Source organism: Janthinobacterium sp. GL_088, from assembly GCF_057837845.1.
Map to the genome: position 1 here is coordinate 2,363,692 of NZ_CM174453.1, position 26,030 is coordinate 2,389,721.

22 protein-coding genes and 1 pseudogene are annotated in these 26,030 nt (G+C 64.3%); 10 read left to right on the top strand and 13 right to left on the bottom strand.

Features of this window, described 5'->3' with window-relative positions; all coding sequences use genetic code 11:
- Positions 1-59: 59 nt before the first annotated feature.
- Together AC3IQ7_RS10840 and AC3IQ7_RS10845 are read right to left on the bottom strand one after the other, a co-directional pair.
- Positions 60-2,156, bottom strand: coding sequence for a S9 family peptidase (locus tag AC3IQ7_RS10840; RefSeq protein WP_489209481.1), 2,097 nt, complete (start codon positions 2,154-2,156; stop codon positions 60-62).
- A 117-nt stretch (positions 2,157-2,273) separates the two neighbouring features.
- Positions 2,274-2,981, bottom strand: a complete 708-nt coding sequence (locus AC3IQ7_RS10845; RefSeq protein ID WP_489209483.1) for a glutathione S-transferase family protein — start codon at positions 2,979-2,981, stop codon at positions 2,274-2,276.
- A gap of 115 nt (positions 2,982-3,096) precedes the next feature.
- Here AC3IQ7_RS10845 and AC3IQ7_RS10850 point away from each other — a divergent pair, with 115 nt between their 5' ends.
- The 3 genes from AC3IQ7_RS10850 to AC3IQ7_RS10860 all read left to right on the top strand — a co-directional run bounded on the left by AC3IQ7_RS10850 (position 3,097) and on the right by AC3IQ7_RS10860 (position 6,037).
- Positions 3,097-3,462 (top strand): winged helix-turn-helix transcriptional regulator, encoded by a 366-nt coding sequence (locus tag AC3IQ7_RS10850; RefSeq protein WP_489209485.1) that lies wholly within the window; start codon positions 3,097-3,099, stop codon positions 3,460-3,462.
- A gap of 61 nt (positions 3,463-3,523) precedes the next feature.
- Positions 3,524-4,120 (top strand): hypothetical protein, encoded by a 597-nt coding sequence (locus AC3IQ7_RS10855; protein ID WP_489209487.1) that lies wholly within the window; start codon positions 3,524-3,526, stop codon positions 4,118-4,120.
- 264 nt (positions 4,121-4,384) lie between these two features.
- Positions 4,385-6,037, top strand: a complete 1,653-nt coding sequence (locus tag AC3IQ7_RS10860) for a methyl-accepting chemotaxis protein (protein WP_489209488.1) — start codon at positions 4,385-4,387, stop codon at positions 6,035-6,037.
- On the opposite strand, the gene AC3IQ7_RS10865 is transcribed toward AC3IQ7_RS10860, so the two are convergent.
- The 3 genes from AC3IQ7_RS10865 to AC3IQ7_RS10875 all read right to left on the bottom strand — a co-directional run bounded on the left by AC3IQ7_RS10865 (position 6,009) and on the right by AC3IQ7_RS10875 (position 8,966).
- Positions 6,009-6,857: a DUF2071 domain-containing protein gene (locus tag AC3IQ7_RS10865; RefSeq protein ID WP_489209490.1), complete on the bottom strand. Its 849-nt coding sequence runs from the start codon at positions 6,855-6,857 to the stop codon at positions 6,009-6,011. The genes AC3IQ7_RS10860 and AC3IQ7_RS10865 overlap by 29 nt on opposite strands.
- Before the next feature lie 172 nt (positions 6,858-7,029).
- Positions 7,030-7,812, bottom strand: a complete 783-nt coding sequence (locus AC3IQ7_RS10870; protein ID WP_489209492.1) for a 3-hydroxybutyrate dehydrogenase — start codon at positions 7,810-7,812, stop codon at positions 7,030-7,032.
- 92 nt (positions 7,813-7,904) lie between these two features.
- Positions 7,905-8,966 carry an AraC family transcriptional regulator gene (locus AC3IQ7_RS10875; RefSeq protein WP_489209494.1) on the bottom strand — a complete coding sequence of 354 codons (1,062 nt, stop codon included), beginning with the start codon at positions 8,964-8,966 and terminating at the stop codon, positions 7,905-7,907.
- A gap of 139 nt (positions 8,967-9,105) precedes the next feature.
- On the opposite strand from AC3IQ7_RS10875, the gene AC3IQ7_RS10880 reads away from it, so the two are divergent.
- From AC3IQ7_RS10880 to AC3IQ7_RS10895, 4 genes are all read left to right on the top strand, one after another.
- Positions 9,106-10,716, top strand: coding sequence for an FAD-binding oxidoreductase (locus AC3IQ7_RS10880; RefSeq protein ID WP_322428078.1), 1,611 nt, complete (start codon positions 9,106-9,108; stop codon positions 10,714-10,716).
- On the top strand, positions 10,713-12,281 hold the full coding sequence (locus tag AC3IQ7_RS10885; RefSeq protein ID WP_489209496.1) for a glycerol-3-phosphate dehydrogenase/oxidase: 1,569 nt from the start codon (positions 10,713-10,715) through the stop codon (positions 12,279-12,281). The genes AC3IQ7_RS10880 and AC3IQ7_RS10885 overlap by 4 nt, the downstream gene beginning before the upstream one ends.
- A gap of 122 nt (positions 12,282-12,403) precedes the next feature.
- Complete coding sequence (locus AC3IQ7_RS10890; RefSeq protein ID WP_489209498.1) at positions 12,404-12,631, top strand: hypothetical protein; 228 nt, start codon at positions 12,404-12,406, stop codon at positions 12,629-12,631.
- A gap of 3 nt (positions 12,632-12,634) precedes the next feature.
- The gene (locus tag AC3IQ7_RS10895) at positions 12,635-14,215 is read left to right on the top strand and encodes an FGGY-family carbohydrate kinase (protein ID WP_489209500.1); all 1,581 of its coding nucleotides are present in this window, start codon (positions 12,635-12,637) and stop codon (positions 14,213-14,215) included.
- 4 nt (positions 14,216-14,219) lie between these two features.
- Here AC3IQ7_RS10895 and AC3IQ7_RS10900 read toward each other — a convergent pair whose 3' ends face one another.
- The 3 genes from AC3IQ7_RS10900 to AC3IQ7_RS10910 form a co-directional block, all read right to left on the bottom strand.
- The gene (locus tag AC3IQ7_RS10900) at positions 14,220-15,578 is read right to left on the bottom strand and encodes a diguanylate cyclase (RefSeq protein ID WP_489209502.1); all 1,359 of its coding nucleotides are present in this window, start codon (positions 15,576-15,578) and stop codon (positions 14,220-14,222) included.
- Positions 15,579-15,867: 289 nt separating this feature from the next.
- Positions 15,868-17,061 carry an aminotransferase-like domain-containing protein gene (locus AC3IQ7_RS10905; RefSeq protein WP_035826548.1) on the bottom strand — a complete coding sequence of 398 codons (1,194 nt, stop codon included), beginning with the start codon at positions 17,059-17,061 and terminating at the stop codon, positions 15,868-15,870.
- A 176-nt stretch (positions 17,062-17,237) separates the two neighbouring features.
- Positions 17,238-18,149 (bottom strand): DMT family transporter, encoded by a 912-nt coding sequence (locus tag AC3IQ7_RS10910; protein WP_489209505.1) that lies wholly within the window; start codon positions 18,147-18,149, stop codon positions 17,238-17,240.
- 136 nt (positions 18,150-18,285) lie between these two features.
- On the opposite strand from AC3IQ7_RS10910, the gene AC3IQ7_RS10915 reads away from it, so the two are divergent.
- The 3 genes from AC3IQ7_RS10915 (at position 18,286) to AC3IQ7_RS10925 (ending at position 22,492) form a co-directional block, all read left to right on the top strand.
- Positions 18,286-19,719, top strand: a complete 1,434-nt coding sequence (locus tag AC3IQ7_RS10915; RefSeq protein WP_489209507.1) for an aminotransferase-like domain-containing protein — start codon at positions 18,286-18,288, stop codon at positions 19,717-19,719.
- Positions 19,720-19,807: 88 nt separating this feature from the next.
- Positions 19,808-21,727 (top strand): molecular chaperone HtpG, encoded by a 1,920-nt coding sequence (gene htpG, locus AC3IQ7_RS10920; RefSeq protein WP_034758403.1) that lies wholly within the window; start codon positions 19,808-19,810, stop codon positions 21,725-21,727.
- A 201-nt stretch (positions 21,728-21,928) separates the two neighbouring features.
- Entirely contained in the window at positions 21,929-22,492 is a 564-nt protein-coding gene (locus tag AC3IQ7_RS10925) for a TetR/AcrR family transcriptional regulator (protein ID WP_489209509.1), read from the top strand.
- Between the two features lie 15 nt (positions 22,493-22,507).
- On the opposite strand, the gene AC3IQ7_RS10930 is transcribed toward AC3IQ7_RS10925, so the two are convergent.
- The 5 genes and pseudogenes from AC3IQ7_RS10930 to AC3IQ7_RS10950 all read right to left on the bottom strand — a co-directional run.
- Positions 22,508-22,909 carry a hypothetical protein gene (locus AC3IQ7_RS10930; RefSeq protein WP_489209511.1) on the bottom strand — a complete coding sequence of 134 codons (402 nt, stop codon included), beginning with the start codon at positions 22,907-22,909 and terminating at the stop codon, positions 22,508-22,510.
- A gap of 199 nt (positions 22,910-23,108) precedes the next feature.
- A complete protein-coding gene (locus AC3IQ7_RS10935; protein WP_489209513.1) occupies positions 23,109-23,810 on the bottom strand; it encodes a DsbA family oxidoreductase in 702 nt (233 codons plus the stop codon).
- Positions 23,811-23,871: 61 nt separating this feature from the next.
- Complete coding sequence (locus AC3IQ7_RS10940; protein WP_489209515.1) at positions 23,872-24,204, bottom strand: carboxymuconolactone decarboxylase family protein; 333 nt, start codon at positions 24,202-24,204, stop codon at positions 23,872-23,874.
- A gap of 62 nt (positions 24,205-24,266) precedes the next feature.
- A complete protein-coding gene (locus AC3IQ7_RS10945) occupies positions 24,267-24,812 on the bottom strand; it encodes an OsmC family protein (RefSeq protein ID WP_489210427.1) in 546 nt (181 codons plus the stop codon).
- Positions 24,813-24,833: 21 nt separating this feature from the next.
- Positions 24,834-25,928, bottom strand: a pseudogene (locus tag AC3IQ7_RS10950) (alkene reductase); the annotation flags it as partial.
- Positions 25,929-26,030 lie beyond the last annotated feature (102 nt).

The following is a 26,030-nucleotide window of genomic DNA, read 5'->3' on the forward strand; positions in this document are numbered from 1 at the left end:
TGACGGACGTAAAAAAGCCGCACAGTGCGAACTGTGCGGCTTTTTACTTTGGAACAGGCTTACTTTTTAGTGTAGGTATTGAGCCAATCGAGCACCGTGTGATGCCACAGCAGCGAGTTCGCCGGTTTCAGCACCCAGTGGTTTTCGTCCGGGAAGACCAGCAGCTTGCTCGGGATGCCCTGGCGCTGCAGCGCCGTGAAGGTACCCAGGCCTTGCGCGGTGGGGATGCGGAAGTCCAGGTCGCCCTGTACCACCAGCATTGGCGTCTTCCAGTTCTTCACGAAGTTGACGGGGTTGAACTGTTCGTGCTTGGCCGGTGCGTCGTAGTACGGGCCGCCGTTTTCCCATTCCGTGAACCACAGTTCTTCCGTCGCGTACGCCATGCCGCGGTTGTCGAACACGCCGTCGTGGTTGACCAGGCATTTGAAGCCGTCCGGCCAGTTACCGGCGATCCAGTTCATCATGTAGCCGCCATACGATGCGCCCAGCGCGCAGCTGCGCTCGCGGTCCAGCCAGGCGAACTTCTTGGTGGCCGCTTCCAGGCCCTTTTGCAGGTCGACCAGCGGCTTGCCGCCCCAGTCGCCGCTGATGGAGTCCGTGAATTTCTGGCCATAGCCGGTGGAACCGTGGAAGTCGATGAAGACGGTGGCGTAGCCGGCGCCCGCATACACTTGCGGATTCCAGCGGTAGCTCCAGCTGTTGCCAAAGCTGCCTTGCGGGCCGCCGTGGACGAGGAAAGCGACCGGATACTTTTCGCCCGCCTTGGCATTCCACGGCTTCATGACGTGACCGTAGACGGTTTCGCCATTCGCGCCGGCGAACGAGAACTGCTCATATTCGCCGAAGCGCACGTCGGCCAGGGCTGCCGCATTCTGCTTCGTCAGCTGGACCATCGGTGCGCTTTCCGACTTTGCATCGAGCTTGCGCATATACAACTGCGCGCCCGAGGCCAGGTTGGCTTGCGCCAGCACGATGGTATTGCCGCGCACGTCGAAGTCGCCCACGGCGCCCTTGCCCGTCAATGCATTGACCTTGCCGCTGGCCGCGTCGATGTGGAACAGGCGGTGCTGGCCCACGTCATCGGCGGCGACGAGGAAAGCCTTGCTGTCCGGCGTCCAGCGGAAGTCGGCCACGGAACGGTCCCAGTCGTCGGCCACGGTGCGCTTCTTGCCGGTGGCGACATCCATCAGCACCAGGTGGAAGCGGTCCGCTTCGAAGCCTGGCTTGGTCATGGCGACATAGGCCAGGGTGCGGCCATCGGGTGAATAGGTGGCCTTGGCATCCCAGGCCGGATTGTCGGCCGTGAGGTTGCGCGGCGCCTGGCCGCCAGCGGCAGGAATCGTGTAGACGTCGAAGTTGGTCGACCACGATTCCGTGCGGCCGGCCACGCGCACGGAGAAGGCTACCGTCTTGCCGTCCGGGCTGAAGTGGTATTCGCTGTTGTCGCCGAATGGCTTCGACGGCGCGTCGCCATCGAGGGTGCCGCTCAGGCTCACGGGCGCGGCGCTGACCTTGCCGGTGGCGTCGATCGGTGCCGAGTACAGCGCGTTGCGGCGGCCATCGGCCCAGGTATCCCAGTGGCGCACGAACATCTGGTCGTAGACCATGCCGCTCGCCTTGTTTTTGGCTTTTTCATCGAGGCGCTTTTTCGTGCAGGCGAGGTCCGCGCAATCGAGGAAGACGCCCATGCTGAAGGCCAGGCGGTCGCCCTGCGGCGACAAACGGTAGGTGTCGACGTCCAGCGCCAGATCGGTGACCTTGGCTGCTTCGCCGCCGGTCAGGGGCAGCTGCCACACTTGCGAGGAGCCGGAGCGGCCAGACAGGAAGTAGATGGCGTCGCCGTTCGGCGACCATTGCGGGTCGCTGGCGCTGGCATCGCCGCGCGTGAGCTGGCGCGGCGCCGCATTTGGCGCGCGCAGGTCGATCATCCACAGCTGCGTGTTGCCGCGGTTTTTATCCAGGTTGGTAGTGCGCACCGTGTAGACGACGCGCGTGGCGTCCGGCGACAGCACGGGGCTGCCCACGCGTTCCATGGCAACCATGTCTTCCACGGTGAAACCGCGCGGCGCGGCCAGCGCCGGCTCTGCAGCAACTGCGGCGGCGGTAGTGGCCATGGCGGCACTGAATGCTCCCAAGAGCAGCAGACGTAAACTCATTCAAACTCCCAATGTTATTGCGACGTTGTTGATGTGATATGAACGTGGCCGGCTGTACCGCCGGCAGGCCGACATCATAGCAATAAAGACGCGCCTGCTGCGGGAGTTGACCGCCGGTTAGCCGGCTGCCATTGCCAGTTGGTCGAGCGCCACATGGCCCAGGAAACCGCCCTGGCTGACGGTTGGCAAGCCAGCTTCGATGGCGTGGGCGAAGCGGATGCCGGGATCCTGTTCCAGCGCGGCCAGCACGCGCGCCGTGTTCGGATAATCGGCCAGGCTGGCCAGTTGCAGCGGTTCGGCCCAGCGCGCCGTGGCGGCCAGGTAGGCGTCGGCGATGGTCGGCGCCGTGTCCGATGCCAGCCAGGCGCGGTCAGCGAGCAGGCGCTCCAGGTGCGCCAGGCTTTTGTTCACCTTCTCGATGGCCATCCCGCGCCAGACGGCCGCGCGCGCATCGCCGGCGGCGGCGCGTGACAGCTCGAAGGCGGGCATGAAGGCCGCGTGAAACGTCGTGTGCAAAAAGGACAGCACGCTGTTCAGGCGGTCGTATTGTGGCGTGCCTTGCGCAAAACCCAGGCCGCTCTGTGGCGCGCGGGCGGCGAGGTGCAGCAGGATCGCCATGCTTTCCAGCAGTGGTGCGCCTGCGTGCGTGAGCAGGGCCGGCGTCTGGCCCAGCGGATTGATGGCGAGAAAGGCGGGATGCTGCTTGCTGGCAGGATCACGCGCTTCCACGCGGGCCAGGCAATACGGCAAGCCGCTCCATTCGAGGGCGGTGATGGCGGCAAACGAGCAGCCGAAGGGCACGCTGTAGATCAGGGTGGTTTCCAAGTCGAAACTCCAAGTTGGGTGGGGGAAGGGCAGTCTAAGGGCAATGGTTACTATTTGGAAGAAGGCAGAATAATGTGGTATAGGTACATTTTTTATACCAGATGGGAAGCAAAGCATGAAAGACAATGTCTCCGGCTGCGCCGTGGAAGAAGCCATGCGCTTGCTGGGCGGGCGCTGGAGAACCGTGCTGCTCAGCTATCTGATGGCGGGGCCGAAGCGCTTCAGCGAAATCCGCCGCGCCGTGCCGAATATCTCGCAGCGCATGCTGACCCTGGACTTGCGCGCGCTGGAAGAGGCCGGTTTGCTGACGCGCACGATTTACGCGGAAGTGCCCGTGAAGGTGGAATACCGGCTGACGGACGAGGGTTTGCGTCTGCGCGAGCTGGTCGAGATGCTGCGCGGCATCGGCCTGCGCTTGCGCGGGCAGGCGGACGCGGGCGGCGCCTTTCTCGCACCCGATGCCGTGGATCATTCCCTATAGAAACAGCTGATTTGATGCAAAGTGCTAGACTGCCGGCCTTTTATCACTACTCTCGACACCCATGCGCCTGACTTCCTTCGCCCTGACCGCCGCCGCCCTGTTCGCCGCCTTGCCGGCCCAGGCGGCCACCATGCCGACACTCGAACAAATCCATGCCGCCGTGCAGGCGGGCGTGGCCAAGACCCAAGCCAAGATGCAATCGGCTATGCCGGTACCGATCGCCGTCAAGGTGACCAGCCTGCAGGGCTGCCAGGAGTCGCAGGAAGTGCCGGGCGAAGTGGTGTGCCTGGTAGGCATGAGCGCCGGCATGCGCGATGCTTTTAATGTACTGCCCCTGCGTAACGAGGGCGGCACCTGGGTGGGCATCGAACGCAAGAATGCCAAGTTCGCGGGGCCATCGCCGGCCGAGGCGCAAGCGATGATACGCGCCTGGGCCAAGGAAGAAGTGGCGCGCAATCCGGAAGCGGCCAAGGACGTGCAGATGCAGGAAGCGCAGAGCACCATGCAGGTCAAGGCCGTCAACGAGTGCGACGTCAAGCGCAAGACGGGCTACCTGGTGTGCGATACGGAATTGAGCGTACCGAGCCGTCCGGAAGGCATCAAGACGGAACTGACCTTCATGCTGGAAAACGCCAGCTGGCGCTACGTGCCCCGTTAAACGCCTCGCCGTTTGCCGCCGGAACAGTCACGCTGTTCCGGTATTGCCCTCGCTCTCGCCATCCCCCGGCGGCCACACCGCCCTCCGCAATATTTGCAGATTTGCAAGGCAATCTCATCCTTGAAAATTGCCGCTTTAAATTAATAATTTAATATTAAAATTAATGTGTCGATGCGGACTGCCGCCGGTGCGGCGCTGTCCGGCGTTTTGCCTATTTCCCACTTTCCTCCCGCTCCCGCACGGGCTACAGCCAAGGATACGACCATGCGACTCAACCTTCCCGTCACCAATACCGAAATCAAGCTGAGCGATACCGAGACCATCGTCTCGACTACCGACTTGCAAGGCAATATCACGTATGCCAACCCGTATTTCATCGCCGTCAGCGGCTACAGTGCGGAAGAGTTGATCGGGGCGCCGCAAAACATCCTGCGCCATCCGGACATGCCGGTCGATGCGTTCGCCGATTTCTGGGCCACCATCCGCTCGGGGCGCTCGTGGAGCGGCATGGTGAAAAACCGTTGCAAGAATGGCGATTACTACTGGGTGCTGGCGAACGTGACGCCGGTGGTGGAGGACGGCGTGGCCGTCGGCTACATGTCCGTGCGTACCAAGCCCACGCGCCAGCAGGTGGCGCAGGCGTCCGCCCTGTACGCACGCATCAAGGCGGGGCAGGCCGATGGCATCGTGATCAGTCAGGGCGCGGCCGTTCGCACGGGTTGGCTGGCCAAGTTCGCGAGCCTGCGCGACTTGCCGCTGGGCAAGCGCATCGGCTGGAATCTGGGTTTGCTGACGGTCGTTCTGCTGCTGCAACTGGCGTGGAATGCGGGCGTGTTGCCGGCTGCGATCCATGGCTGGCTGACGGGCCTGTCCTTGGTGGCAGTGTGCGCGACCCTGTATTTCTGGCACAGCTTGCACCGCGCCGTGCTGCAACCCTTGCAGCAGGCGCGCCAGGCCTGCGATGTGATGGCGGGCGGCGACCTGACGGGCGAGCTCGACACCACGCGGCGCGACGAGATGGGGCAGCTGCTGCGTTCCTTGCGCCAGTTGCGCGTGAACTTGCATTCCATCGTCGGCGACGTGCGCGGCAATTTTCTGCGCATCAGCATGGCCAGCCAGGAAATCGCCGCCGGCAATATGGACTTGTCGGGCCGCACGGAAGCGCAGGCGTCGGCCCTGCAGCAGACGGCGTCGAGCATGGAGCAACTGGCCGCCACGGTGCAGCAAAACAGCGGCAATGCCGTGCAGGCCAGCGACATGGCGGGCAAGGTGCACGGCCTGGCCGGGCGCGGCGGCGAGCTCGTCGACCAGATGGTGACGATGATGGCGGACATTAACGCTTCATCGAAGAAGATCGGCGACATTACGGGCATCATCGAAGGCATTGCCTTCCAGACCAATATCCTCGCCTTGAACGCGGCCGTGGAAGCGGCGCGCGCGGGCGACCAGGGGCGGGGATTCGCCGTCGTGGCGGGCGAAGTGCGCAGCCTGGCCCACCGCAGTGCGGCGGCCGCCACGGAAATCAAGCAATTGATCACGGCATCGCTGGCGCAGGTGCAGGCGGGCGCGAAGCTGGCGCAGCAGGCGGGCGCCAGCAGCGCCGAGATGCTGGGCGCCGTGCAGGGCGTGCACGGCATCATGGAAGAGATCGCCTCGGCGTCGCGCGAGCAAAGCCACGGCATCGGCCAGGTCAACATGGCCGTCACGCAGATGGATGAAGTCACGCAGCAGAACGCGGCGCTGGTGGAGGAATCGGCGGCCGCCTCGGCCTCGCTGCAAGACCAGACCTTGCAGCTGGAACAGGCGATGGCCTTGTTCAAGCTGGAACGGCGGCGCGGCGGCCCGGCAGGTCCGACCACGTCCCTGCGCGCGCCCGAGCGCCGCCGTGCTACAGCAGGCGCTCTGACAACGCCTTGAAGGGCACCTTGGGCACGAGAAAGGCAAACGGCGTTGACACGGGTGGCAATTGCGCCAGCAAGCCGCAGTCGGCGCGCAAGGCCGTCAGCGCTTGCACTTGATCCACATCAACGGGCAAGTCGATTTCGCCGAAGACCAGCTTGCCGTTGCGCGGCACATGCGCGATGGCCGCATCCTGGCAGGCGAGGAAGGTGACGGCATCGCGCCAGTTGCCGAACAGCGCTTGCCAGTCGGCATCGAGGCCATGCTCCGCGACGATGTCCGCCTGCACGTCCAGCGACGGCGCGCTGCCGGCGCCGCTGGCAATGCTGCAGCGGACCTGCGTGGCCGTCACGTCATGCGCCATGCCGGCGGCCAGGTGGGTCGGCAAGATATCGCTGAACAGCCGCGTGCCCAGCGCGTGCGGCAAGCTGGCCATGATGTTTTTCAAGAAATACACGCAAGGCACGTCCGGCGCGCCCGCAGGCGTGTGATCCAGGTACAGGCGCCAGTTGCTTTGCAGGGGAGACGGGAGCAGGCGGCGCAAGGGACCGAGTGGGGCCGGGCCGAAATGCCCGTGGCGGTAGGTCAGCACGGTAAATGGCGTCTTGCCGTCGCGCTGCCACAGGGTTGCGCCGGCCGGCAGCAATTGCTGCGCGGCAGCGGCGTCGACCAGCCAGCTCACGTAGATGACATCGCGCACGTCGCTGTGCAGGGTCAGGAAGGGCAGGCGCGACATGACAGCCTGGCGTAGGTTGGCGAAGCGCGTGCTATTGGCGAGCGCGGCAAACAATCGCCCCGGCCAGCCCGCGCGCGGGTGACGGTAAGTGTTGTCTTGCAATTGGGAGCTTTCGGGAAAGGCGCAGGAAGGTTGATACGCTAACGCTGCAACGTCCGCCCACATCATCGCGAGCGGCAGCGATGTGTGGCCGAGACGCGCAGCTGTGCTGGAGCACAGCGAGCATCGCAGGCCGCACAGGGCGCCGCGCAGCCGATGTGGGCGGGTGTCACCACTACTGCATGTGCCAGCCGTGGCTGACGACGATCGATTGGCCGCTCAGGGCGTTCGACGGGAACGCCGCCAGGAACACGGCCGTTTGCGCCACGTCTTGCGTGGTGGTGAATTCACCGTCGATGGTGTCTTTCAACATCACTTTCTTGATCACGTCCTCTTCGCTGATGTTCAGCTGGGCCGCCTGTTCAGGGATTTGCTTGTCGACCAGCGGCGTGCGCACGAAGCCGGGGCAGATGACGTTGGCGCGGATGCCATCCTTGGCGCCTTCCTTGGCCACCACCTTGGCCAGGCCCAGCAAGCCGTGCTTGGCGGCAACATAGGCGCTCTTGAACGGCGAGCCTTCGTGCGAGTGCACGGAACCCATGTAGATGATGGCGCCGCCGCGGCCGGCCTTGATCATTTCGCGCATGCAGGCGCGGGTGGTGAGGAAGGCGCCGTCCATGTGAATGGCCAGCATCTTTTTCCATTGGTCGAACGGATAGTCGACGACGGGGCTGATGATCTGGATGCCCGCATTGCTGATCAGGATATCGATGCTGCCGAAGTGGGCCGCCGCATCGGCCACGCCCTTGTCGACTTGCTCTTCGCTCGAGACATCCATGGCGACGGCAAACGCCTGGCCGCCCGACTGCTTGATTTCCTCGGCCGTCTTGCTGGCCGCTTCCAGGGCCAGGTCGGCGATGACGACCTTGGCGCCTTGCTTCGCGTATTCAATGGCCATTTCCTTGCCGATACCACTGGCGGCGCCGGTAATCAGTGCGACTTTGTCTTTGAGTTGCATATTAATCCTTTGCATTGCGGGTTGGAGTGATCGTGGAAAACCTGACTATGCCAGTATAGCCAGAAAACGGGCCGCGCATGCCCCGCGCACGGCTAAACGGCTTGCTGCCTGTCAAGGATTTCCTGTAGCCGCCAGGCGCCGGGATTGGTGCCCGCCCAGGTGCGAAACGCGTGATTGAACGCGCTTTGTTCCTGATAACCGAGCAGGAAGGCGATGTCGACCAGCGACAAATCCGGCTCGCGCAGATAATCGCGCGCCAGGCCGTACCTGGCCTGGTCCAGCAGGGCCTGGAAGCTGGTGCCCGCGTCGGCCAGCTTGCGCTGCAAGGTGCGCGGCGTCATGGCCAGGGTGGCGGCAACGGTGGACAGCCGCGCCGAACCCTGGCGCAAGCCCGCCACGATGGCCGCGTGGACTTGCGCGTCGATGGCGCCGCCGGTGTCCGCTTCTGCCTGGCGCTGTGCCAGCAATTGTTCCGCATGCTGGCACAGCACGGGGTACAGGCTGACGTCGGCGTTCGGCACGGGCCAGTCCAGCAATTGCGCGTCGAAGGTGGCCGTGTTGGCGGGGGCGTTGAAGGCGGGCAGGCTGCCCAGCACGCGCACGTATTCGTCGCGGTGCGCCGCATGGCGCAGCAAGTCGCCGCCGCCATCGTGGGTGAAGGCCAGTTGGGCCGGCGGCAGCGGCATGCCGGCCAGCCAGTCGCCGCAGACTTTGACACCGGCAAAGACGCTGTCGACCAGGTGCCGGCTGGCGCCCGGATAATTGCTGGCCCAGCGGTAATGCGCGACGCCGCCATCGCGCTGCAGGGTAGAACGGCCCAGGTCGTGCGCCAGCCGCTCGTAGCGAGCCGTCTGTTCCAGCGCCTGGCCCACGTTGCTGCAACTGAGCAAAATCAAGCCATACGCGCTGTACGTGCCCATGCGCACGCGCTGGCCCACGTGCAGGCCGAAATGCGCATCGCCGGCCAACTGCGCGCCCGCATCGAGCAGGCGCACGTAGTCGCGCGCGGCCAGGCCAGGCGCGGACGCTTCCAGGCCGTGTGGCGCCACGCCGGCCGCCTGCGCCAGGCTGGCGCTATCGATGCCGTGCGCGCCGGCCGCTTCCAGCAGCGGCAGCAGATAGGCGCCGGCGACCCGGCCGTCAGTACTTGTCATGATGGAACAATGCGATTGTCATGAAAAACCAATACCCTTCGTCTGTGGCGGCATATGCTATTGATCTAGCAAGAAAATCAGGCAAGAACAGTATAGCAAGCCGCCGTGGCACGCAACTGGCCGAACACAGGGGATATCGATGCAACGCTGGAATGGCTGGGGAGACGAGAGCATCACGTATGCGCTGAGCGAGGACGCGCTGGCCTTCCTGGGCGAGCGCCTGGGGCCTGGCAGCGGCATTGTCGATGCCACTTTCGACGACGCTTGCGCGCGGGTGCCCGCTTCGCGCCTGGCGCCGCATCCGCTGATCGACACTAAGCCTGCCACGCGCGTGCGCCATGCGCTCGGTCAAAGCCTGCCCGACTGGTTCAAGCTGCGCCATGGCCGCATCGGTGCCGTGCCCGACGGCGTGGCCTTTCCCGACAGCGCGCTGCAGGTGCGCCAGCTGCTCGCGTATGCGCGCCAGGCGTGCGTGGCCGTCATTCCGCATGGTGGCGGCACCAGCGTGGCCGGGCATTTGACGGTGGCGGCGGGGCCGCGTCCCGTGCTGGCGATCAGCCTCGCGCGCCTGTGCGCGCTGGGCCACCTGGACCGCGAAGCGCAGCTGGCCACGTTCGGCGCGGGCGTGTATGGCCCCGACCTGGAAGCGCAGCTGCGCGCGCAGGGCTACACCCTCGGTCATTATCCGCAGTCGTTCGAGTATTCGACCCTGGGCGGCTGGATCGCCACGCGCTCGTCGGGCCAGCAATCGTTGCGCTATGGCCGCATCGAGCAGCTGTTCGCGGGCGGCGAAGTGGAAACGCCGGCCGGCACCTTGAGCATCCCCACGTTTCCCGCTTCGGCGGCCGGCATCGACCTGCGCGAAATGGTGCTCGGTTCCGAAGGGCGGCTGGGCATCCTGACGCAGGCGACGGTGCGCGTTTCGCCGCTGCCGCCTTATGAAGCATTCCACGCCGTGTTTTTCGCCGACTGGGGCCAGGCGCAGGCAGCCGTGCGGGTACTGGCCCAGTCGCGCCTGCCGCTGTGCATGCTGCGCCTGTCGAATGCGCTGGAAACGCAAACCATGCTGACCCTGGCCGGGCATAAAAAACTGGTGGGACTGCTGGAACGCTATTTGTCGCTGCGCGGCTGCGGCGAAGGCAAATGCATGCTGATGCTGGGCGTCAGCGGAGAAGAAAAAACGGCGCGCGCGGCCCTGCGCGGCGCCCTGGCGCTGGCGCGGCGGCACGGGGGCGTGCACGTGGGACGGCATATGGGCGATAAATGGAAGCAGGGGCGCTTTCGCAACGTCTACCTGCGCAACGGGGCCTGGGAACACGGCTATGTCATCGACACGGTGGAAACGGCCGTCGACTGGCCGCGCGTCACGGCGATGATGGCGGCGCTGGAGCAGGCGGGCGCCGGCGCGTTGGCGCAGCACGGCGAACAGGTGCATGCGTACACGCATTTGTCGCACGTGTACGCGCAGGGTGCCAGCGTCTACACCACGTATGTGTACCGGCTGGCGCCGACATTTGAAGAAAACATGGCGCGCTGGCGCAGTCTGAAGGACGCTGCCAGCGCCGCCATCGTCGCCAACGGCGGCACCATCAGCCACCAGCATGGGGTGGGCACGGATCACGCGCCATGGCTGGCGGCGGAGAAGGGCGAGCTGGGCATCGCTGCCATGCGCGCGCTGCTGCGCCAGTTCGACCCGCAGGGCATGATGAACCCCGGCAAACTGCTTCCCGAAGCGGGAGGCGGCTTGTGAACAGGGCGGAGTTGCCTGGCATCCTGGCGCGCGAGTGGGATATCTTGATCGTCGGCGGCGGCATCACGGGTGCCGGCATCTTGCTGGAAGCATCGCGGCGCGGCTTGAAGGCCTTGCTGGTGGAGCAGCGCGATTTCGCCTGGGGCACGTCGAGCCGCTCCTCGAAGCTGGTGCACGGCGGCTTGCGCTACCTGAAGCAGGGCCAGTTCGGCATGACGCGCGAATCGGTGCATGAGCGGCAAGCCTTGCTGAAGGATGCGGCGGGGCTGGTCGAGCCGCAGGGCTTTGCCTTTGGCGACTACAGGGGCAGGAAGCCGGGTCGGCGCCAGTTCATGCTGGGACTGGCCATCTACGACGTGATGGCGGGCCGGCGCGCGCGCCGCTATGTCGATGCGGCGGATTTTGCCATGCTGGCACCGCACATCCGGCGCGACGATCTGCGGGGCGGCATGCTGTACCAGGACGCCAAGACGGACGATGCGCGCCTGGTGCTGCGCGTGCTGCAGGAGGCGCGCCGCCATGGCGGCGTGGCCGTCAATTACCTGGGCGTGGCAGCGCTGCTGCGTGAAGGTGACAAGGTCGCTGGCGCCACCTTGAACGATGCGCTCGATGGCACGGTATGCACCGTGCGCGCGTGCCTGGTGATCAGCGCCACGGGCGCCTGGGCCGATGGCTTGCGCGGCCAGGTGGGAGAAAAGCCGAAACTGCGGCCCCTGCGCGGCAGCCACCTGCTGCTGCCTGCCTGGCGTTTGCCGCTGGCGCAAGCCGTCAGCCTGATGCATCCGCACGATGGCCGTCCCGTGTTTGCCTATCCCTGGGAGGGCGCAACCCTGGTGGGCACCACCGATGTCGATCACGGCGCCAGCCTGGATATGGAGCCGGCCATCACGCGCGCGGAACTCGATTACCTGCTGGCGGCGCTGCGCTGGCAGTTCCCGCAACTGGCGCTGGGCGAAGACGACGTGCTGGCCACGTTTGCCGGCGTGCGCCCCGTGATCGACAGCGGCCAGCTTGACCCGTCGAAGGAAGCGCGCGAACATGCGCTATGGCTGGAAAACGGCTTGCTGACGGTGGCGGGTGGCAAATTGACGACGTTTCGCGTGATCGCCCTCGATGCCTTGCGCCGCGCCGCGCCGCTGCTGCCGGGCTGGCAGACAGATTTGCGTCCCTTGCCGATTTTCGCCGCAACGCCGCCCTTGTCGGGCAAGGCCCTGGTGCTCGATGGGGAACAGCGCGAACGCCTGCTGGGCCGTCATGGCGCAGCCGCGCAGGCGCTGTGCGATGCGGCGCAGGACGGTGAACTTGAGCCGATTCCCGGCACGCAGACCCTGTGGGCGCAGCTACGCTGGGGCGCGCGCATGGAGGACGTGCGGCACCTGGACGACTTGCTGCTGCGGCGTACGCGCCTCGGTTTGCAGCTGGCTGGCGGCGCGCTTGCTATCATGCCGCGCCTGCGCGCCATCTGCCAGCATGAACTGGGCTGGGATGATGTACGCTGGGATGCGGAGCAGGCGCGCTACCTGGCCCTGTGGCGCCGCCACTACAGCGTGCCGCAAGGCGAGTGAAGAAACGATAAAAATATAAAAAGGAGAGCATCATCGAGACCACCCTGTTTGGCCAGCCCCTGGCGCTGGGCGACGCCCGCATCACCTACGACAGCCTGTCGCCGCTGGACTTGCGCCAGAGCGTGGACGTCCTAGTCGACGACTTGGGCGAAGACCTGCTGCAAATCACGTGCGCGAATGGCGACATCGTCGACGTGGGCTGGTATCCGGCCTGGAATGCACAGGGACGCTTGCGCGTGGTGGCCGTGCGGGGGCAGGATTGGGAAGCGCCTGTCTTCAGCGCGCAGCCGGAAAAAGATCCGCAGGCGCTGCTGCAGGCGCTGCGCGCCGCGCTGGCCAGTGTGGCGTAAGCCATGGCCTCCTTAGCGGGCGCTGGCCCGTATATCCTCTCTATCGACAATGGCACGCAAAGCGTGCGCGCGCTGCTGTTCGACCGGGACGGCAAGCTGGCGGCGAAGGCGCAAGTGTTCCTGGAAGCGTATTACTCGGAGCATCCCGGCTGGGCGGAGCACGACGCCGACGGCTACTGGCAAGCCGTGTGCGAAGCGTGCCTGCAGCTGTGGCGCAGCACGGACATCAATAAATCGTCGGTCGCAGGCGTGGCCGTCACCACGCAGCGCGGCACGGTGGTCAACGTGGATGAACATGGCGCACCGTTGCGGCCTGCCATCACCTGGCTGGACCAGCGCAGCACGCGCGATATCCCCCAGTTGGCGCCATGGTGGCGCGCCGCCTTCCGTGCCACGCGCCTCGATGGCACGATTACGTACTTTCGCCGCGAGGCCGAGATCAACTGGATCAGCGCGCACCAGCCCGATATCTGGCGCCGCACGCACAAATTCCTGCTGCTGTCGGGCTTTCTGAACCACCGCCTCTGCGGGCGCTACGTCGATTCGACCGGGTCGCAAGTGGCGTATATTCCCTTCGACTACAAGCGCCATGCGTGGGCCGGGCGTTTCGACTGGAAATGGCAGGCCCTTGCTGTCAAGCCCTCGATGCTGCCCGAGTTGGTAACGCCCGGCACGCGCATGGGCGCCATCACGGCAACCGCCGCCGCGGCGACGGGCATTCCTGAGGGCACGCCGCTGCTGGCGGCGGCGGCCGACAAGGCGTGCGAAGTGCTGGGCGCCGGCTGTGTCGAACCGCACGTGGCGTGCCTGAGCTACGGCACCACGGCCACCATCAACACGACCAACCGCAAATACGTGGAAGTGACGCGCTTCATTCCGCCGTATCCGGCCGCCATGCCGGGCGCCTACAGCACGGAAGTGCAGATCTTCCGCGGCTACTGGATGGTCAACTGGTTCAAGGAGCAGTTCGGCGACCGCGAACGGGCGGCCGCGGCCGAAGACGGCACCGGCCTGTCCGCCGAAGCGCTGTTCGACCGCCTGGTCGAGGCCGTGCCGCCCGGCTCCATGGGCCTGATGCTGCAGCCGTACTGGAGTCCCGGCATCAAGGTGCCGGGGCCGGAAGCGAAGGGCGCCATGATCGGCTTTGGCGACGTGCACACGCGCGCGCACATCTACCGCGCCATCCTCGAAGGCCTCGCGTATGCGCTGCGCGAAGGCAAGGAGCGCATCGAGCAGCGCAGCGGCATCGCCATCACGGAGCTGCGCATCGCGGGCGGCGGTTCGCAAAGCGACTCTGCCATGCAGCTGACGGCCGACATCTTCGGCTTGCCGGCCGCGCGCGCCCACGTGTATGAAAGTTCGGGCCTGGGCGCGGCCATCGCCGCCGCTGTGGGCCTGGGCTGGCATGCGGATTTTCCCGCCGCCGTGCAGGCGATGACGCGCAAGGGCAAGGTATTCCAGCCGCATCCCGGGCACAGCAAGGTCTATGAAAAACTGTACCGGCGCGTGTACCAGAAGATGTATGCGCGGCTGCAGCCCCTGTACCGTGAAATCGCCGACATCACCGGCTATCCTGAAAAGTGACCGGCTAGCGCTGAACGAGCGCCTTGACCGTTTCCCACGCCGCGCTGCCCGATTGCGTGACGCGCACCTGGTTGCGGCCCCCTTCCTTGGCCACGTACAGGGCGCGGTCGGCGGCGACGAACAGCGCTTCGCGGTTGTCCAGCTGGTGCGGGCGGATCGTCGCCACGCCGATGCTGACGGTGATCCACGGCGAGGTGACCGATCGCGGGTGCGGCAGTTGCAGTGCCTCGATGTGCGTGCGGATGGCTGCGGCCAGGTGCAGGGCGCCTTCGGCATCCGTGTCGGCGAACAGCAGGACGAATTCCTCGCCGCCGTAGCGGGCCGCCAGGTCGCCCGGGCGTGCGGCGTGCGAGACGATGGCTTGCGCCACCTGCTGCAGGCAGCTGTCGCCGGCCGGATGGCCCAGGCTGTCGTTGTACAGCTTGAAGTGGTCGACGTCGAGCACCACCAGCGACAGGACGCCGCCGCCGCGCACGGCGCGCTGCCATTCCTTTTCCAGGAAGCTGTCGAAATGCCGGCGGTTGGCGATCTGCGTTAGCGGGTCGAGGTAGGCGGCGCGCTGCAAGGCGTCTTCCGACTGCTTGTGGTGCGTGATGTCGTGCAGCAGGCCGATATACAGGGGCTGGCGCAGGTACATGGGCGTCAGCGTCAGGTCCATGCTCAGCGCCTCGCCGTTGCGGTGGCGGATCGCCACTTCGCGCGTGCCGTGGTTGTGCGCTTTTTCCGGATTGGCCGCGTGCATGGCGAAGTAATCGAGGTATTCCTGCGTCACCAGGGGGCTGAGCAGCTCGCCGATGGAGCGCCCGGCCAGTTCGTTTTCGCGGTAGCCCAGGTACTGGTCGCAGGCCGGATTGGTATACTGGATGCGGCCGTCCGCCTCGATGATCAGCAAGCCCTCGGCCATGTTGTTGACGATGGTGCGCAGGCGCTCGGCCTGTTCCTGCTGGGTTTCATTGTTGCTGCGGATTTGCAGCTGGGCGCGCACGCGCGCGCATACTTCTGCCATGCGCAGCGGCTTGCTGATGTAATCGACGGCGCCGCAGTCGAAGCCGGCCACCACGTCTTCCGTTTCCGTCCTGGCGCTCATGAAGATGACGGGGATACCCTGCGTCAGCGGGTGCTGCTTGAGGCGGCGGCACGTTTCGATGCCGTCCATGTCCGGCATCAGCACGTCGAGCAGGATCAGGTCGGGGCGCGCGCGCTGGGCGATCGCCAGCGCCCGTTCGCCGGACGTGGCGACATAGGTTTGATAACCTTGTTCGCTCATCAGCTTGCGCAGCACCTCAAGGTTGGCCGGCGCATCGTCGACAATCAAAATGGCGGCGTCGCGCCGCTGGGAATAATCCACACTGCCTGAACTCATTGCTTCCGGCCTTCTCGATGTACTCTGCGCTGCCAGCGTTTGCCGCTGTCGGTGATGCTGACCGGATTCAAATCGGATACAGCGGTCAAATCATACCGCTTTGCTAATTTTTTGGGTGAAAAAATCGACGTTGTGCGACGTGTTAAAATATTATTTTTATACTATTTTTAAGAATAAATACACGCAGTTGCTATCGTGAAGGCGGTTTTTAGGCGGAAAAGACGCGTGCCCCCTGGCGCAGGGGGCAGCTGGGACACGCCCCGCGGCGGGCGGGGCGTGAAGAGGCGAGTTACATTTTTGCGGCGATCAGTTTGCCGAGGATGGCGATGCCTACACGGATGCGTTCCGGCGGCACCGTCACGAATGACAGGCGCAAGGTGTGCGTTTCCGGCGTGTTCGCGTAGAACGGCGCGCCCGGCACGAATGCCACTTTATTGGCGATGGCTTCATCGAGCAGTTTCATCGCGTCGATGTGCTTCGGCAGGGTGACCCAGATGAACATGCCGCCTTCCGGCTTGGTCCACGTGACGCCGGCCGGGAAGTGCTCTTCCAGCGCCGACAGCATGGCCTGGCACTGGTTGCCGTACAGGCTGCGGATGCTGGGGATATGCCGGTCCAGGAAGCCATCCTTGATCACTTCATGCACGACCATCTGCGTCAGCTGCGAGGTGTGCAGGTCGGCTGCCTGCTTGGCCAGCTCCAGGCGACGCACGAGCGGCATCGGCGCCACCACGTAGCCGAGGCGGATGCCGGGCGTGAGCACTTTCGAGAACGAGCCCATATAGATCACGCCATCGGGATTCATGTTGATCATCTTCGGATACGGCTCGCCGCTGTAGCTCAGGGCGCCGTACGGATCATCCTCGATCAGCGGCAGGCCGTGGCGGGCGCAGGTTTCCACCAGTTCCACGCGGCGCGCCACGGACAGGCTGCGGCCCGTCGGGTTCTGGAAGTTCGGCAGCGCGTACAGCAGGCGCGCGCCATCGGCGACGGGATTGATCGACGACGGCACCAGGCCTTCGTCATCGGTGTCGACGGAAACGAATTCGGGACGGTAGACCGAAAACGCCTGCAGGGCGCCCAGGTAGCTGGGGGTTTCCACCAATACCTTGCTGCCTTCGTCGATCAAAACTTTGCCCAGCAAGTCCAGCGCCTGTTGCGAGCCGGACGTCATCAGCACTTGTTCCGGCATGATGGTGCCGCCATTGCCCGAGAGCGAATCGGCGATCCACTGGCGCAGCGGCAGGTAACCGTCGGTCGGGCCGTATTGCAGGGCGACCTTGCCATTGTTCGACAGGACCTTGTCGAAGGCGGTCTTCATTTCTTCCACGGGGAAGGTGGCGGGCGAGGGCAGGCCGCCGGCAAACGAGATGATCTCGGGACGCTGCGTGATCTTCAGGATTTCGCGGATGAACGAGCTTTGCAGCTGTTCCGCGCGTTCGGCAAAGCGCCATTGGATCGGATTCGGATTTTCAATTTTCATACGAGTCTCACAGAAGATGCCGAGCTGCGCCGGCTGGATTTGTTGGCCCGCTTGTGGCGGTGCGTGCGCAAGCGGCGCCGGATAGGCGTCGCCATGGTGCTGCGGTATTGTACGGCTTGCACGCCGCTCTGCCCATCCGCACGCGCAAGGGCGTTGCAAATGGGCGTCAGGGAGCGTTACTTCAGCTTGCGCCCGATCCCCACCACGGCGATCACGGCGCCGGCAAACAGCAGGCTTTCACCCGTCAGGGGCTCGTTCAGCAGCACGGCCGCGCCCACCAGGGTGAGGAAAGGCTGCAGCAACTGCGTCTGTCCCACGCGCGCCACGCCGCCCAGCGCCATGCCCCGGTACCAGAAAAAGAACCCGATAAACATGGAAAACACGGAAATATAGGCAAAGCCCAGCCAGGCTGCGCCGCTGGCCTGCGCCATCAGCGCGCGCTGCGGCCAGGCGTTCCACAGCACCACGGGCAAGACAAACGGCACGGCCAGCAGCAGCGCCCAGGAAATCACGTGCTGGCCCGGCATGGCTTGCGCCAGGCGTCCCCCTTCCGCATAGCCGAGTGCAGCTAGCAGCACAGCGGCAAAGATCAGCCAGTCGGCCAGGTGGAAGCTGCCGCCGCCCTGGCGCAGCGCGAACGCCACCACCAGCGCCGTGCCGAGCAGGGCCATCAGCCAGAAACCCGGTGATGGACGTTCCTTGCCGCGCAGCACGGCAAACACGGCCGTGGCCAGCGGCAGGATGCCCACCAGCACGGCGCCGTGCGAGGCAGGCAGGCTGCGCATGGCGATCGATGTCAGCCAGGGAAAGCCCAGCACGCAGCCCAGCGACACGAGCGCCAGCGGCAACCATTGCTCGCGCCGCGGCATGGGCGCGCGCTGCTGCCACAGCCACAGGCCGGCCAGCATGGCCGCCACCAGAGCGCGGCCCAGGGCGACAAAGGTGGGATCGAGTTCGGCCACGGCCATGCGCGTAAAGGGCAGGGTCAGGCTGAAGAGGGCGACGGCGATCAAGCCCAGCAACAAGCCTGTGCGGTCGGCGCCGAGGCGCGGGAGGGAACTGGGGGTGGTGGTGGCGTGCGATGGCATGGCTGTCCTGGTGCGGGTGTGTGAGATAAAGGCGGGCAGAGGTGGATGAATGTGCCCGGTACTGCTATCCTAGGGCGCAATAGCAGTACAGTACAAATACACTTTTACGCATAATTCCACATACTGTGATGGTCATATGAGCAATACACTCGCCTCTCCGTCCCTGCCCTTGCTGTCGCGCGCCTCGGGCGAAACCCTGATCGACCAGATCGCGCGCTCGCTGGCGGCGCGCATCGACGACAAGCTGCTGCGCGGCGGCGCGCGCATGCCGTCGATCCGCCAGTGCGCCGCCAGCCTGGACGTGTCGTGCGCCACGGTGGTGGCCAGCTACGACAAGCTGGTGGCGCGCGGCTACCTGGAATCGCGGCGCGGCGCCGGCTTTTTCGTGCGCGAGCGCTCGCCCCTGAACACGCCGGCGCCGCCCGCTGGCGCGCAGGATGCGGTGGCGCAGCCGATGGACGTGGTGTGGTTGATCCGTAACATGTTTCGCCAGACACCGTCCATCCCCGCGCCCGGTTCCGGCATGCTGCCCGCCGAATGGCTCGATGGCGACCTGGTGGCGCGCGCCTTGCGCGACGTCAGCCGCCAGCCTGGCAGTTTGCTGCTGGGCTATGGCGCGCCGCAGGGTTTCCTGCCGTTGCGCCAGCAGTTGCAGCTGAAGCTGGCGGAGCTGGAAATCGCCTGCCCGCCCGAGCAGATCGTCACCACGGTGGGCGTAATGCAGGCGCTGGACCTGGTGGCGCGCGAGTTTGCCCGCCCCGGCGAGACCATTTTCGTCGACGATCCCGCGTACTGGCTGATGTTCGGCGCCTTTGCCGCCATGGGCATGCACGTCATCGGCATCCCGCGCCTCGGCGACGGTCCCGATATCGCCGTGCTGGCCGAGCTGGCGGCCCTGCATCGCCCCAGGCTGTACGTGATCAACTCGGTGCTGCACAACCCCAGTTCGACGTCGCTGTCGGCGGCCAAGGCGTTTCAGGTGCTGCGTCTGGCCGAACAGCATGATTTTCTCATCGTCGAAGACGATATTTATTGCGACATGCATCCCGGTGGCGCGGTGCAGCCGGCCACGCGCCTGGCCGCGCTGGACCAGCTGCGCCGCGTGATTTACCTGGGCGGCTTTTCCAAGAGCCTGGCGGCGAATCTGCGCGTGGGCTTCATCGCCACGTCCCCGGAACGGGCGCAGCGCCTGGCCGACCGCAAGATGCTGGCTACCCTCACCACCAGCGACATCGGCGAAAGGGTCGTGTATAAAATCCTCTCGCAAGGGCTGTACCGCAAGCATGCGGAGCGCCTGCGCGCGCGGCTCGACAAGGTGCGCGACGGTACCTACCGCAAGGTCGAACAGGCGGGCTTGCGCTTCGAGCCGGCATCGGCGGGCATGTTCGTGTGGGCCGATGCGGGCTGCGACACGAATGTCCTGGCCGAAAAAGCGCTGGCCGAAGGCCTGGTGCTGGCGCCGGGCAGCCTGTTTTCCCCGCGCCAGCTACCGTCGACCCGCATGCGCCTGAACCTGGCCACGGTGCAGGACGAGCGCATCTGGGCGTTTTTCGGCCGCACACTGGGGTAAAACAGCACATTTTTCGGGAGCTCTTGAAATCGCTTGTACCATCCCCAACTCCGTAGAATCCGTCCATCCACAAGACTATGAGGTAAAAATGGCTGTCTCCGAAAAGCAAACCCTGGGTTTTCAGACCGAAGTGAAGCAAATGCTGCACCTGATGATCCATTCCCTGTACTCGAACAAGGAAATCTTCCTGCGCGAATTGATCTCGAACGCGTCCGACGCGGCCGACAAATTGCGCTTCGAGGCGATCGATAACGACGCCCTGTACGGCAACGATCACGAATTGAAGATCAAGGTCAGCTTCGACAAGGATGCGCGCACCATCACCATTTCCGACAACGGCATCGGCATGACCCGTGACGAGGCGATCTCGCACCTGGGCACCATCGCCAAGTCGGGCACCAAGGAATTCTTCGGCAAGCTGTCGGGCGACCAGCAGCAGGACGCAGCCCTGATCGGCCAGTTCGGCGTGGGCTTCTATTCGGGCTTCATCGTCGCCGACAAGATCACCGTCGAAACGCGCCGCGCCGGCGCGGACGCCTCTGAAGGCGTGCGCTGGGAATCGGCCGGCGAAGGCGATTACAGCATCGAGACCATCGAAAAAACGGGCCGTGGCACGGACATCATCCTGCACTTGCGCGAAGGCGAGGACGAATTGCTGTCGAGCTGGAAGATCAAGTCCATCATCCGCAAATACTCGGACCATATCTCGCTGCCGATCGTGATGCAGAAAGAAGAGTGGGACGACGAGAAAAAGGAAACCGTCCTGAAAGACGAATTCGAAACCGTCAATCAGGCCAGCGCCCTGTGGGCCCGCAACAAGGCCGATATCACGCCGGAACAGTACGACGAATTCTACAAGCACGTATCGCACGACTTCCAGTCGCCGCTCACGCATACGCACAACCGCGTGGAAGGGCGCAGCGAATACACGCAGCTGCTGTACATCCCGGCCAAGGCGCCGTTCGACATGTGGGACCGCAACAAGCGCGGCGGCATCAAGCTGTACGTCAAGCGCGTCTTCATCATGGACGATGCCGAGCAGCTGATGCCAACCTACCTGCGTTTCGTGCGCGGGGTGATCGACTCGGCCGACCTGCCGCTGAACGTGTCGCGTGAAATCCTGCAGGAGTCGCGCGACGTGAAAGTCATTCGCGAAGGCTCGACCAAGCGCGTGCTGGGCATGCTGGAAGAGCTGGCGAACGCGGACGAGCAGGACAAGAAGGACAAGTACGCCGTCTTCTGGAAGGAATTCGGCCAGGTGCTGAAAGAAGGCATTGGTGAAGACGCGGCCAACAAGGAACGTCTGGCCAAGCTGCTGCGCTTTGCGTCGACCGCCAACGACAGCGATGAACAAATCACCTCGTTCGCCGACTACGTGGCGCGCATGAAGGAAGGCCAGGACAAGATCTATTACGTCACGGCCGACAACTACGCTGCCGCCAAGAACAGCCCGCACCTGGAAATCTTCCGCAAGAAGGGCGTCGAAGTGCTGCTGTTGACGGATCGCGTCGATGAATGGATGCTGTCGTTTATCCAGGACTTCGAAGGCAAGGAACTGGTCTCCGTCGCCAAGGGCGGCCTGGATCTGGGCGCGCTGGAAGACGAAGCGGAAAAGAAAGAGCACGAAGAAACGGAAACCTCGTACGCCGACCTGGTAGGCAAGATGAAGACTGTGCTGGCCGACAAGGCCAAGGACGTGCGCGTCACGTTCCGTCTGACCGATTCGCCAGCCTGCCTGGTGGCCGATGAAAACGAATTGTCGGGCAACCTGCTGCGCATGCTCAAGGCGGCAGGCCAGAGCGCGCCGGAATCGAAGCCGATTTTGGAAATCAACCCGAACCACCCGCTGGTGACGCGTCTGAAGTATGAAGACGCGGAAGGCGGCAAGTTCGGCGACTGGGCCAACATCCTGTTCGACCAGGCCATGCTGGCCGAAGGCGGTTCGCTGGCCGACCCTGCCAGTTTCGTGAAACGCCTGAACGAATTGCTGCTCAATTCGGCGAAGTAATTCTTTTGCCGTAATCCGACACGGCGGCTGATGCATCAAGGCCGGCCCTTTCCTCGTGAAAGGGCCGGCTTTTTTCATGCGCGATGTTCAGCGCCGCATGCGCATACCACAAGCCCTGGCCACGGCGACTTCAGGCATAATTGCCCCTTGTTGAATTTAATCCGTCAATGGCCGGCATGGCCGTTGGTGCAGGAGTCTGTCATGTCAGTGAGTACCCGCGACGCCCTTTTGAAAAGCGCAGAGATCCACCTGCGTTCGAAAGGCTATGCCGCTTTCAGCTATGCCGATTTGTCCGAAGAAATCGGCATACGCAAGGCCAGTATCCACCATCATTTCCCTACCAAGGAAAACCTTGGCGTGGCCTTGATCACGCAATATATCGAGGTGTTTACCGTGAAGCTGCAAGCCATCGATGCGGCGCATGCCGATCCGGTCGAACGCCTGCGTGAGTTCGCCGGGCTGTTCCTGGCCAGCGCCAACGATCATTTGCTGCCGCTGTGCGGCGCGCTGGCGGCTGAAATGGCGGCGCTGCCCGAATCGCTGCAGGCCCTGGGCAGGCAACTGATGGCGCAGCAGCTGGACTGGATGGAAAACAATGTCGCGCTGGCGGCGCAGTTGCACGGCTGGACCTTGCGGAAAGCGCCGAAGGACTATGCCTTCATGCTGCTCAGTGCCTTGGAGGGCGCCAGCTTTATAGGCTGGGCTCTGGGGTCTTCGACCGATCCGCTAGCCGCTTTTCATTACATGCTCGACAATCTGGCGTAGCGCTGGCCAGCCCGCTCAGGCTAACAGGGCGGGTTTGGCGATCATCAGCGCGCAGATGCTTAAAAACACGGCCAGCTTGATGCACAGCCAGGTTCCCAGCCTGGCGCCCGCCTGCGCGTATCCCTGTTCCACCTTCGCTTCTACCTTCGCTTCCACCTTGTCCGCCCAGAAATGGTCGATGGCTTGCGCGCCGATAAACAGTGCGAGCGACAGCCGCATCCAGCCCATGTGCAGCCACGCCCATTCTTGCTGGTACAGCAGGACCAGCCCGCCGGCAAGCAGCAGCCAGCCTGCGACGGCGATTTGCTGATGGAGTTTATGTAATGTATCGCGACCGGCAGGCTCGCGCATCAGGTTCTGCAGGCGCGGAGTCAGCATCATCGGGCCGATGAAGGCGATGGCAGGGACGATGTGCAATATCAGCAGGATTGTGTAGTCATGACGTCGCGGACCCAGATATTGCTGCCGCCGACGTGATTGCGCTGTGCCGCGGCATCATCGACGCCGCGGCGTTGCGGGGAGAAACGGATATGGCGTCGCTTGTGCGGCGCCTGGGACGCGCGGTCCACGGCTATCTGGACACGGCGGGGCCTGCCAGGGAAGCTGCCGCCAGCGCTTAGGGGAGGATGCAGCCGTCCAGGCCACAGACCTCCCCGGCCGATGCGGCCAGGTTCTCTTGGGATTGCGCATGGAGGTTCTCCAGCGCCTGCCTGAAAACTTCTGGCGGCTGGGCGCCAGAAATATGCGTCCCATTGCCAAAGACGAACAGCGGCACGCCGGAAGCGATGCGCGAGGCCTGGTACTCATCGTCCTGCACCTGTTGGCGCCATTGCGGTGTCGACCAGGCCTGCTGCACCACTTCGGCAGGCACGCCCGCCTGGGCCGCGAGCAAGGCGAGGGAATCGCGGTCGAACAGCGACTTGCCGTGCGAAATACTTTGCTCATACAGTACTTCGACCAGGCGCTGTTGCAAAGCCGCGTCACCGGCGGCCTTGACGAGCATGTGCGCATCCATGGTGTCCCCAAACAGCATGGTGTCGAAGCGGTAGGCCAAGCCTTCCGCCTCCCCGTGCGACTGCACCGAGTACAACATGCCCTCGGCGGCCAGCGGATCGCGAAATTTTTTCAGCAAGGCTGCCTTGATCGGTTCGGCCTGATGGTTCGGCGCGATGCGGTAAGCGCGCAGCCTGACCTGCACGGCGTCCTTGTGTTCGAAAGCGGCAAGGGCCTTCTCGAAACGGTGCTTGGCAATCCAGCACCAGGGGCAGACGAAATCGGACCAGCTGTCGACGACCAGCGTTTGTGTGTTGTGTTTCATTGTTGCTCCTTGAATGGCCGGCCCAGCGTGCACGCATGCCAGGCCGGCTGGTACGGCGGTATCAAGCCTTGTCGAATGCGTCCAGCACGTGGGTGCTGTAGACAAGCGCGGCACCGGCATTGAGGTTGATCGCCACGCCGAGTGCTTCGCCAATTTCTTCCACGGTCACGCCCAGCTTCTTGGCGGCGGCCGCGTGGAAGGCGATGCAGCCGTCGCAGCGCGTGGTGACGGCCACTGCCAGCGAGATCAGCTCGCGCGTCTTCGCATCGAGATGGTTGGTCTTGTCGCCGGCGCTGCCCAATGCGGCGATGCCTTTCATGGTGTCGGGCGTCAATGCGTTCAGTTGCATCGCACGTGTGTTGATATCTTGCCGAGCTTGTTTCCAGTCTTCCATGATTTCCTCGCTATGTAGGCGCTTGCGCGCGGGTTGGTGGTTCGATGATTCCCGGAGGTGTATCAGGCCTCGATAATTTCCAGAGTGGGCAGCATGCGGATGGCCTTCGAGAAATTGGCCAGGTTGACCGATGTTTTGGTCACGGCCTGATGCAGCGCTTCGACGCGCTCGCGCGAGGCATCCGTGCGCAGCCGCACGACGTAGCTGACTTCGTCGTAGCCGGGATTGACGCTCTCGTCCAGGCCAAGGAAGCCGCGCAGGTCCAGCTTGCCGTCCGTTTCGATTTCCAGGCTGTGCACGGTGATGCCCATGGCCGCCGCATTGGCCGCGTAACCGACCGACAGGCAGGCGTTGAGGGCGGCCATCAGCAGCTCTTGCGGATTGGGCGCCGTGTTTTGGCCCAGCAATTCATGCGGTTCGTCCGAGGCGATCTCGAAATGGCGCGCATGCTTTTCACCGCCGAGGACATAGTGGCTGACGGTGGCCACGCTGCGCGTCTGGTGTTGCCATCGGGTCTTGACGTTGAAACGGGCTTCGCCTTTGTCTGGATGGCTTGCCACACTCTGGGCGAATTGCTGCAATGCTGCCACGTTGATGCCATTGAGCATGTTGGCGCCGGCCGCCGCGCTATACGCCGGATAGTCGGTATAGCCGTGGGACGGGGCGCCGCTGGCGCCGTAATAGGTCGAGCGGTCGCTGTCGGCCAGCGGCCAGTTGTTTTGCATGCGTTCCACCAGATCCGGGTTGGAGATGAATGGCATGCCGAAGGCGATCAGGTCGAGGTCGCCTTTTTCCAGTTCGCTGCGCGCCAGTTCCTGCGTGAAGCCGCCCGCACCGATCAGGGTGCCATGGTAGTCCTGGCGGAATTGCGCGCCAAAGCCGTGCGGCACTTCCGCCGCCGTGATGGTTGGCTGGTAGTTCAGGTGCACATAGGCCAGCTTTCTCGTATCGAGCGCCTGCGCCACGCTGCTCCACACTTGCGCTTCATCGGCATAGGCGCGCATGTCGTACAGGCGGCCGAATGGCGAGATGCGCACGCCGACCTTGCCGCTGCCGATGGCTGCCGACAGGGCATCTATGGTCTCGAGCAAAAAGCGCTGGCGGTTGGCGATGCTGCCGCCGTACTGGTCGGTGCGCGTATTGACGGCGCTGCTGAGGAACTGGTCGAACAGGAAGCCGTTGGCGGCCATGATCTCGATCCCGTCAAAGCCAGCGTCGATAGCGACTTTTGCCGCATGCAGGAAGTCGGCGGTGACGCGCGCGATCTCGTCGACGGTCAGTGCGCGCGGCACGCTGGGCAGCACCGGTCCCGCCTTGCCCGCTTCGATCCAGGCGTAGACGGTGGTGTTTTCCGCCGCCACGTCGCTGGGGCCGACGGGCGCCGCGTTGCCAGGCTGGATCGATACGTGCGACATGCGGCCCACGTGCCACAGCTGGGCGAAGATCTTGCCGCCCTTGGCATGCACGGCATCGGTCACCTGGCGCCAGCCCTGGCCCTGGGTGCTGCTGTAGATGCCGGGCGTGTACAAATAGCCGCGGCCTTCATCGGAGACGGGCAAGCCTTCGGTGACGATCAGGCCGGCCGAAGCGCGCTGGGCGTAATACAGCGCGGTGAGCGCGTCGGGATTGTTTTCCAGGGTGCGCGTGCGCGTCATCGGCGCCATGACGACGCGGTTGGCCAGTGAAATGCCGGGCAGGTCATAAGGGGTGAACAGTTGATGCATGTGATGCCTCGCAAAGAGTCGAATGCGCCGTGGCGCGAAAGGATTGCCGGCTGAAATACCGGGTTTGAAATAAGTCTACCATCTAGTAGGTAGGCAAGTCAA